The 8,824-nt window shown below is 64.0% G+C and carries 5 protein-coding genes and 1 tRNA gene; 3 read left to right on the top strand and 3 right to left on the bottom strand.

The window, feature by feature from the left end; translation table 11 throughout:
• Positions 1-307: 307 nt before the first annotated feature.
• Together AAFX91_RS35735 and AAFX91_RS35730 are read right to left on the bottom strand one after the other, a co-directional pair.
• Positions 308-2,254, bottom strand: coding sequence for a molybdopterin biosynthesis protein (locus AAFX91_RS35735; protein ID WP_394569662.1), 1,947 nt, complete (start codon positions 2,252-2,254; stop codon positions 308-310).
• Between the two features lie 8 nt (positions 2,255-2,262).
• A complete protein-coding gene (locus tag AAFX91_RS35730; protein ID WP_130581380.1) occupies positions 2,263-3,375 on the bottom strand; it encodes a molybdopterin-binding protein in 1,113 nt (370 codons plus the stop codon).
• Positions 3,376-3,552: 177 nt separating this feature from the next.
• On the opposite strand from AAFX91_RS35730, the gene AAFX91_RS35725 reads away from it, so the two are divergent.
• Positions 3,553-4,776, top strand: a complete 1,224-nt coding sequence (locus AAFX91_RS35725) for an ABC transporter substrate-binding protein (RefSeq protein WP_394569661.1) — start codon at positions 3,553-3,555, stop codon at positions 4,774-4,776.
• 94 nt (positions 4,777-4,870) lie between these two features.
• On the opposite strand, the gene AAFX91_RS35720 is transcribed toward AAFX91_RS35725, so the two are convergent.
• Entirely contained in the window at positions 4,871-5,833 is a 963-nt protein-coding gene (locus AAFX91_RS35720) for a TAXI family TRAP transporter solute-binding subunit (protein ID WP_394569660.1), read from the bottom strand.
• 124 nt (positions 5,834-5,957) lie between these two features.
• Between AAFX91_RS35720 and AAFX91_RS35715 the strand changes: the two genes are divergently transcribed.
• Both AAFX91_RS35715 and AAFX91_RS35710 read left to right on the top strand, forming a co-directional pair.
• Positions 5,958-6,926 carry a tripartite tricarboxylate transporter substrate binding protein gene (locus AAFX91_RS35715; protein WP_130581378.1) on the top strand — a complete coding sequence of 323 codons (969 nt, stop codon included), beginning with the start codon at positions 5,958-5,960 and terminating at the stop codon, positions 6,924-6,926.
• An 85-nt stretch (positions 6,927-7,011) separates the two neighbouring features.
• A tRNA-Ile gene (locus AAFX91_RS35710) sits at positions 7,012-7,087 on the top strand.
• The last annotated feature ends 1,737 nt before the right edge of the window (positions 7,088-8,824 follow it).

Below are 8,824 nucleotides of genomic sequence, written 5' to 3'. Positions count from 1 at the left end.
GTCATTGCGAGCGCAGCGAAGCAATCCATCGCGCCGCGTGTGGAGGCATGGATTGCTTCGCTGCGCTCGCAATGACGAGGATAGAGCGGCGCACTTGCACCTATCCCCTCACCCTGAGGAAACCGCGCGGCGGTCGTCTCGAAGGGCGAGGCCACTGGCGGGGCCTCATAGTTCTCCGAGCGATGCGCAGCATCGTCTCGAGACGCGCGGAGCCTGTCACCGGGCCGCGCCTTGCGCGGACCCGTTGGCGCTCCTCACCATGAGGGGCGACATTGACGTTCGCCCCGGATGGCGCCGGTGGCGGGAGCTACGCCGGGCGGAATCCCGCCTGCTCCAGCGCCGCGCGGCTTTCGTCCGAGGCCAGCGCTTCCAGAAAAGCCTGCACCGCCGGGCGATGCTTGCGCGCCGTCACCAGTGCGAAGTCGTAATGCTCCTCCGCCAGCGGAATGAAGCCGAGTCCCGACGCATGTGCGACCGGCGCAATCGTCATGCCCCAGTCGGCCCGATGCTGGGCTACGGCGGCGGCAACCGCATTGTGCGAGCGCGGTTGATTCCAGTAGCCGTCGGGACGCGCGCCATTGAGCAAACGGTCGATCAGGATGCGCGTGCCGGCGCCCTGGTTGCGGTTGACCATGATGCAGGCGGAATCGGCGAGCGCGGCGCGCACCGCATCCTGTGCCGACAGACCTTCGAAACGTCGGTCACCCCTACGGAACACGATGCCCTGCATCCGCCGCCAGCCCGGCACGAGTTCGAGCCCATCGGCGAGATAGGGCACATTGTAGGTCTCGCTCTTCTCGTCGAACAGATGGATCGGCGCAAGATCGCATTCGCCGCGCTTGGCCGCCGCAAGCCCGCCAAGACTGCCGACCGCGATCGAGCGCACCGAGAGCCCAGCGCGCGCCAGCGGCGCGGTGACGAGATCGAGCCCGGTGCAATGGCTGCCGACGATGACGAGATCGGGCACGCGCACGTGCGGCGTGAACAGCGTCACCTCGGCTTCCGTGCCGGCCGGCATCTGATCGGCCAGCGCGTCGATCTTCAGGAAGCCGTCAGCCTGCGCGAACGAGGTGATCGCGCCCGAGCCCTTCCCGGAGGGATAGGCGATCAATCCGTCCGGGCCTTCGACCAGCGACACCATGACGAACTCGGTGCGGCCGAGTTCGGAGGCGATCCGCACCGGCACTTTTGCCGTCACCTTCGCATCCGAGCGCGGCGGCAGGCCCGCCATCCGCCGCAGCACCGGCACGATCATGTCGTGGAAGGTGAACATCGCCGAGGTCGGAAATCCCGGCAGGATCACCACCGGCTTGCCGTCGCACACCGCAAGGCACAGCGGCTTACCCGGCTTCAGCGCCACGCCATGCGCGATGATGCCTGGCTTGCCGAGCCGCGCGATGATGCGATGGGAGACATCGCCCGCGCCTTTCGATGTGCCGCCGGAGAGCACCAGCATGTCGCTGCCAGCGAGCGCCTTGCGCATGGCGGCTTCGAGCTGCGCTTCGTCGTCGGCAATGGCGCCGACGAAGACGGCATCGCCGCCATTCTCGGAGATCGCTGCGGTGACGATGGCACCGTTGGTGTCGTAGATCGCAGCCGGACGCAGCGGCTGGCCCGGCTGCACCAATTCGTCACCGGTCGACAAGATGGCGACGCGCGGCCGTCGCGCCACGCCGACCTCTGCGATACCGCAGGCTGCGAGCATGCCGATCTCGCGCGAGCCGATGATGGTGCCAGCACGCAGCAGCGTTTCGCCGCGCGCGATGTCGGAGCCGGCGTAGGACACGAATTGTCCGGGAGAAGCCGCGCGGCGGATCTCAATCGCGCGTTGGCCTGCGGGCTGCGTATGCTCCACCATCACGATCGCGTCGGCCCCGCGCGGCACCGGACCGCCAGTCGCGATCGAGGTTGCCGTATCAGACAGTACCGGCCGCGTGGGCGCGGTGCCGCAGGCGATGACCTCGTCGTTCAGCACCAGCCGCACCGGCGTAGCCTCGCTCGCCTGCGCAAGATCGGCGGAGCGCACCGCAAAGCCGTCGACATTGGAGCGGTCAAACGGCGGCACGTCGATCGGCGCGACGACATCGTTGGCCAGCGCGCAGCCGAGCGCCTGCGCGAGCGGTCGTGTTTCGCTGGCGACTGCCCTCGGAAACAACGCAGCCTCGAACCGCGCAACCGCCTCCTCGCGCGACAGGATGGTCAGGAACTGGTCCTGATCGAAATTGCCGCGGTCCTTCGCAGATGTATTGGTCATGTCGGAACTCATTCCCGCAACATATAAGCATCGATCGGCATGCCCGCAGCAAATCCTTCGGAACCGCCGGGCACCACCAGAAAGGCCTCCGCGCGCGCGATCGCATCAAACGAGAGCTCGCCCACCGCAAGCGGCCTCCATGCATCGCGCTGCCGCTCCAGCAGCACGAATTCGGCAATGCCGACGAGCGATGCGATCTTGCGCGACAGCGGCAGCGACAGTGCCTTCCTCGGCTGCCGTCCGGTCAGCCGATCGAGCACCGGCAGCGCCAGCGCCCACCACGCTGCAAACGCCTGGTCCGGCGCGCCGGGCAGCGCGACGACCGGCGTTGTTCCGATACGGCCGACCGCCGCGGTGCGGCCGGGCTGCAAGGCGATGCCATGAGCGATGACCTCGCCACGCACGGCGAGCGCAGTCACCACCGCATCGGTGCGGCCGACGCCGCTGCCGCCGATGATCACCAGGAGATCGCAGGCAGCATCTTCAAACGCGGCAACGATCGACCCGACATCACGCGCCCCCGCCTCCCGGCTGATAACCTCAGCGCCGGCGGAACGTGCGCTCTCCGCGACCAGCTTGGCGGTCACTGTGGCGCCGGGAATGTTGACGATGTGCAATCGCGGCCGTCGCACCTTGAGCCGCTCGATCCCTGCGACGCGCGCGACAAGAAGATCGCGCGGCAGCACACGTCGTCCCGCCTCGGCAATGAGGCTCCCTTCGGCGATGTCCTGGCCCTTGCGTCTGACGCCCTGCCCCGGGATCGCTTCCGCAAGCACCTGCGCAATCGGCCCGGCCGCCTCGACCAGGTCGGCATCGAGCACGCAATCGCAAGCCGAAGGCATGGCGTCACCGGCTTCGACCCAGGCGGGCGCCGCAGCCAATGGCAACGGCGAGTACGAGGAAGCGCCGACCAGATCATTGGCGCGCAGCGCCCAACCATCGGTGGCGGCAACATCATGCGGCGGACGCGCCGGCAGCGGGGGCATCTCGGCCGCGATGCAGCAGAGCGCGTCCGGAAGCGGCAACTCGATTGGCTGCACCGGCTCAAGCCCGTGCAGGAGGGAGCTGAGCGCGGTTTCCAATGGCGTGAGCGAAGCCGGCAGGCGCTGGGTCGGAACCATGGCCGGCCTGTCTACTGTATCGGCTGCGAAATAAACAGGTGCTGCCGGATGTTCCTGCTCCGAAAGGACGCGTTGACGCCGACCCCAAACCGGTTGCAAAAGAAACCAATTCAGCCGGGTTCACGTCCCGGAACAAGCAATAACGGCCAATGCGCCGGTCCAGGGAGGGAGACAAGAATGTTCGGCATAACGTTCGGTAAACCATTTTCCATGCTCGGCGCGCTAGCCGGCGCCATGCTGGCTTCGACGGCGGCGCTGGCGCAAATCTCCGACGACGTCGTCAAGATCGGCGTGCTCACCGACATGAACGGGCCGGCGTCGACGCCGACGGGACAGGGCTCGGTCACCGCGGCGCAGATGGCGATCGACGATTTCGGCGGCAAGGTGCTGGGCAAGCCAATCTCGGTGATCGTCGGCGACCATCAGCTCAAGGCCGATATCGGCTCCAGTATCGCGCGGCGCTGGTACGACGTCGATCAGGTGGATTTGATCGTCGACGTGCCGGTCTCCGCAGTCGGGCTCGCCGTGCAGAACGTCGCCAATGAGCGGAAGCGGCTGTTCATCACGCATTCGACCGGAGCGACCGATTTCCACGGCAAGTTCTGCTCGCCCTATGCCATGCAGTGGGTGTTCGACACAAGGGCGCTCGCAGTCGGCACCGCGCAGGAGGTGGTGAAGCGCGGCGGCGATAGCTGGTTCTTCATCACCGACGACTATGCGTTCGGGCACTCGCTCGAAAAGGATGCCGCGAGCGTCGTCACCAAGAATGGCGGCAAGGTGCTGGGCTCGGTGCGCCCGCCGTTTGCGACGCCGGATTTGTCGTCCTTCGTGCTGCAGGCGCAGGCCTCGAAGGCCAAGATCATCGGTATTGCCGGCGGCCCGCCGAACAACATGAACGAGATCAAGACCGCCGGCGAGTTCGGCGTGTTCAAGGGCGGCCAGCAGATGGCCGCACTGCTCGCGCTGATCACCGACATCCATTCGCTGGGACTGCCGACCGCGCAAGGCCTGTTGCTGACGACGTCGTTCTATTGGGACATGGATGACAAGACCCGCGAATGGTCGAAACGCTATTTCGCCAAGATGAAGCGGATGCCGACGATGTGGCAGGCCGGCGTCTATTCCTCCGTGATCCACTACCTGAACGCGATCAAGGAGACCGGCACCGACGATCCGCTGAAGGTCGCGGCCAAGATGCGCGAAAAGCCGATCGAGGACTTCTTCGCCCGCAACGGCAAGCTGCGCGAGGACAATCTGATGGTTCACGACCTCTGGCTCGTACAGGTGAAGTCGCCGGAGGAATCGAAATATCCGTGGGACTACTACAAGATCCTCACCAAGATTTCCGGCGAAGACGCGTTCGGCCCGCCGGACCCGGCGTGTGCGCTGGTGAAGAAATGAGGTGGGCGAATGGGGAGTAGCGAATGGCGAATGGGGGAAGGCGGCGCGTGGTTATCCATTCGCTACTCGCTACTCGCTATTCGCCATTCGCCTCTCACTTCGCCACTCCGATCTCGCGAAAATACTTCAGCACACCCGGATGAATCAGCTCGACATTCGGTGCCGCCGCCACCGTGCTCGCCGCCGTCGTCTCGCAGGCCTGCGCCAGCTTCCTGCAGAACTCGCCTTCGATCCCGTGCAGCGTCTTCGCCAGCCGATAGGCGACCTCATCGGGCAGGCTTTCGCGCACGAGGATGAAGCTCCACGAGCCGACGGAGGCGATCGCTTCCGTCTGCTTCGGATAGCTGTTCGCCGGGATCGTCAGCGGCTTCAGGAAGGTGTGCTTGGCGCGGATGCGCGCGATCTCTTCCGCACTCGGCGCTATGAAGCGCGCGCCGGTGGGACTTTCCGCCATCGCAGCAAAGCCCGGCCAGCCGACACCGGCCCCCCAGAGCGCCGCGGCGCGGCCGTCCTGCACCATCGCCGGCCCATCGCCGGCGCGATCGAGATAGATCGACTTGAAGTCCTCGTCCTGCTTCAGCCCGATCCCGTCGAGGATATAGCGCGACAGGATCGGCAGGCCCGAGCCCTTCGCCCCGAACGCAACCGGCTGGCCGACGAGGTCGCGGATCGTCCGGTACGGGCTGTCAGCCCGCACCACGAACATGCCAGGGCTCGAATACATCGCGGTCAGGATCTTGAGCTGGGTCGCGGGCCGGCCGATGCCCATGAAGGCTTCATAGGCGGGCTCGCCGGCCACCGTCGCGATATCGAGCTTATCAGCTTCGAGCAGCGGAATGTTCTCGTTCGAGCCCTTGGTATTGCGCGGCTCGATCGAGAGGCTCGGATCCGCCGCGTTCATGACTTCGGCAAAGGCATTGCCATAGAGCGGGAAACCGCCGCCCGGCGTCGCCGTCCCCAGGGTGATCGTGGTCTTGGAAATGGTCTTGCCTCCCTCTTGTGCGGCCGCGTTGCCGGTGAGCAGGACAACGGCGCAAACCGTCAAAGCTATTTTCATGTGGCGACCTCCAACATCCCCGGCGCGAGATTGATCGATCTTTATGCTGCAGAGGTTGTAGGCAAGGCCGGAATTTTATGAAAGCATGGCCGCAACGGTAACAAGAAAATGACGAGGAAACATAATGCTTCGCTTTTTGCGTGCGACGTCCCTTGGTTTGATTTGCCTTTTGAGCCTTGTCGCCCCCTCCTCCGCCGCCGACTATCCAAACCGCCCGGTGCGCTGGCTGATCGGATTTGCCGCCGGCGGGCCGGTTGACATCGTCGCCCGCATCATGAGCCAGTGGCTGTCGGACCATTTCGGTCAGCAATTCGTGGTCGAGAACCGCACCGGCTCCGGCGGCAACATCGCGGCCGCCGCCGCGATCAATTCGCCCGCCGACGGCTACACGCTGCTGTTCGTTGCGCCCAACAACGCGATCAGCACCTCGCTCTACAAGAAGCTGCCCTATGATTTCCTGCGCGACACCACCCCGGTCGCCAGCATTATGCAACTCACCAACATGCTGGTGATCTCCAACGCGATGCCGGTGAAAACCGTCCAGGAGTTCATCGATTACTGCAAGGCCAATCCGGGCAAGGTCTCCTATGCGTCGTCGGGCAACGGCACCTCGGTGCACATGTCGGCGGAACTGTTCAAGGCGATGACCAAATGCGAGATGCAGCACGTGCCCTATCGTGGCTCGGCGATCGCCTTTCCGGATATCATCTCCAACAAGGTGCAGTTGATCTTCGACAACCTGCCATCGGCGCTGGAGCAGGCGCGCGGCGGCAATGTCCGCGCGCTCGGCGTCACCTCGCCAAAGCGCTGGCCGAGCGTGCCTGACGTCCCCGCCATCGCCGAGACCGTGCCGGGCTTCGAATCGGTCGGGTTCTACGGCATCTCGGCGCCGAAAGGCACGCCACCGGAGGTCATCGAGATCCTTAACAAGGCGGTCGGCGAAGCGCTGAAGGATCCCAAGCTCGTCGCCCGCCTGGCCGAGGTCGGCGGCATCCCCAAGCCGATGACCCCCGCCGAATTCGGCAAGCTCGTCGCCGACGAAACCGAGAAATGGCGGAAAGTGGTGGAATTCGCCGGGGTTTCGGTGGACTAGAGGCGCCGGGATTGCCCGATCGCCCCTCACCCTGTAAACGGACCCGGCACCGTTGCCGGCCCACGCGTTGTGGCGGCTCGCGGCGGGGCCTGTAGCTCAATGGTTAGAGCCGGCCGCTCATAACGGTCTGGTTGCAGGTTCGAGTCCTGCCGGGCCCACCAGGGATTACGGGCACTTACGACCTGCCTGCCGCCTGAGGATTCGGGACCGCCACAGTTACCGCCACAGAAACGATTGCCGTTTCGTTCGCGTAATGGTCTCAAGAAAGCAAGTTTGATCCAGGCCAGAGCCGCCTTCGCCGGCAAGACGCACGCCAGGCGCTCGTCTCCGTTCTGCTGAGAGCCAGTCGGCATAGGGTGGAGGAACCGAACGCTCGGTCCGTAACGAAGACACGCGGCGCTTACTGTCCAGACGGGCCGGCACCCGAACTCTCGCGCATCGCTGGAGTAGTCCGCCGAATAGACAGCCCTCGCCCGCGCCGCTCGGATTGCGCGACCTTGAGCACCGGCTTTCCCAGGCACAACCGCGGCGTGATTTCCCCGCCCATGGACCTCACACGACTCTTTGCAGCTTCCCCGCAATCGCATCATCACTTCCCGCCATCGAACAGCTGTGGTTCGAAGCGCCCGAGGGTGGGCGATGGGGTCCCGCGCCGCGAGCGGCTTCACGCAAAGCGCAACGAGATCTTTTGCCAGCGGCGTCGAGCACAAGCCTAACCGAAAGCTTCTGAGTTTTGACAGAGGGACCCGTCCGCGCCCTCGGACGCTGTATTTCGGCGGAGCCATCGACGACAGCAAAGACACTGAGTGAGCCGGCGAAGTCGAGAGAGCCAAAGATCTTGAGCGTGCGCCGCCGCTAGCTGGCGGGCTCTTTTGCCGGTTGGCGTAGTTGGAAGCCTCACCAGGACTCGCGGCGTCGGGCTGACAATCCTCCCTTTCGCCGGACAGCCGCATTTCGAACCCGGCGGCGTATCTTTGAGAGTAGCACTGGGAAGCCGACTGCTCGGGTGCGCTCCATCTCGCTTCAAGCAAATTGTCGCTTTTTTTCCCGATTTCGTGAAGCAGGTCATATCGCCTGGCTGGGGCAAGTCGGAGAGTGCCGGTAGCGGAGGGTCAAAACCATGGCCGAACCTGCGAAGCGAATACCGAACTGGCTGACGACCGACATGTTGATAATTGTCGTAGGGCCGGCGGTTATCCACACCTCGGAAATCAAAAATGACGGGCACTGAGCTATCAAGCCACATCGCAGGAAAGCATTCATCAGGGAATGCGAGGAGGAAGTGTCCCTGGATCTTCGTGCGCCTGAGATCATCCTTTCCGTTACTAAACCGTGGATAGTCTCGTTTTAGGCGGGTGCCATCAACAACCCACACCATATTTCCGTAAAAGCGCTCGCGTGCAGCCCGTTCTAGCGGATCGAGATGCGAATGCTGAACCTCAATCACAAGGCCATGAGGAGTACGAACATCAGCGATATGCTTCTCCCCGGATTGCCCATCGTACTGGATAAACTCTTGGCATTCGGCCGGAAAGTTGTTTTTCCACGCGCGGTGCCAGTCGGTTTCCTTTTCGGCCCAGGTATCACAATCCCGCATTCCGCGGTGCGCCCAATGGCTTCGTTCAACTCGCGTCAATCAGGCTATAGCTGCCCCTTTATGGGTCCGCGTCCTAGATCCGTTTCTTGTTGCGAACAAAACGAGAAACAGGGATTGTACTGGCTCCGCTGCGACTGATTCGAACCAAAGCGCAAGCTCCACATCGACGTTTGGGTCCACGACGGCGGTGGGGAGATTGATGCATCCGAGGAATGCCAAGCGGGAACTAGTGGTCTATCACAGTGATTTTGACTCTTTGGGGGTGGCTGGATAGGCGCGGCCGAGTTTGGCGCGAGCTTTG

The sequence above is a fragment of the Bradyrhizobium sp. 31Argb genome, assembly GCF_043638955.1.
GTDB lineage: Bacteria > Pseudomonadota > Alphaproteobacteria > Rhizobiales > Xanthobacteraceae > Bradyrhizobium.
Note: the sequence above shows the minus strand (reverse complement) of the source record. Positions and strands in the feature narration are given on the sequence as shown.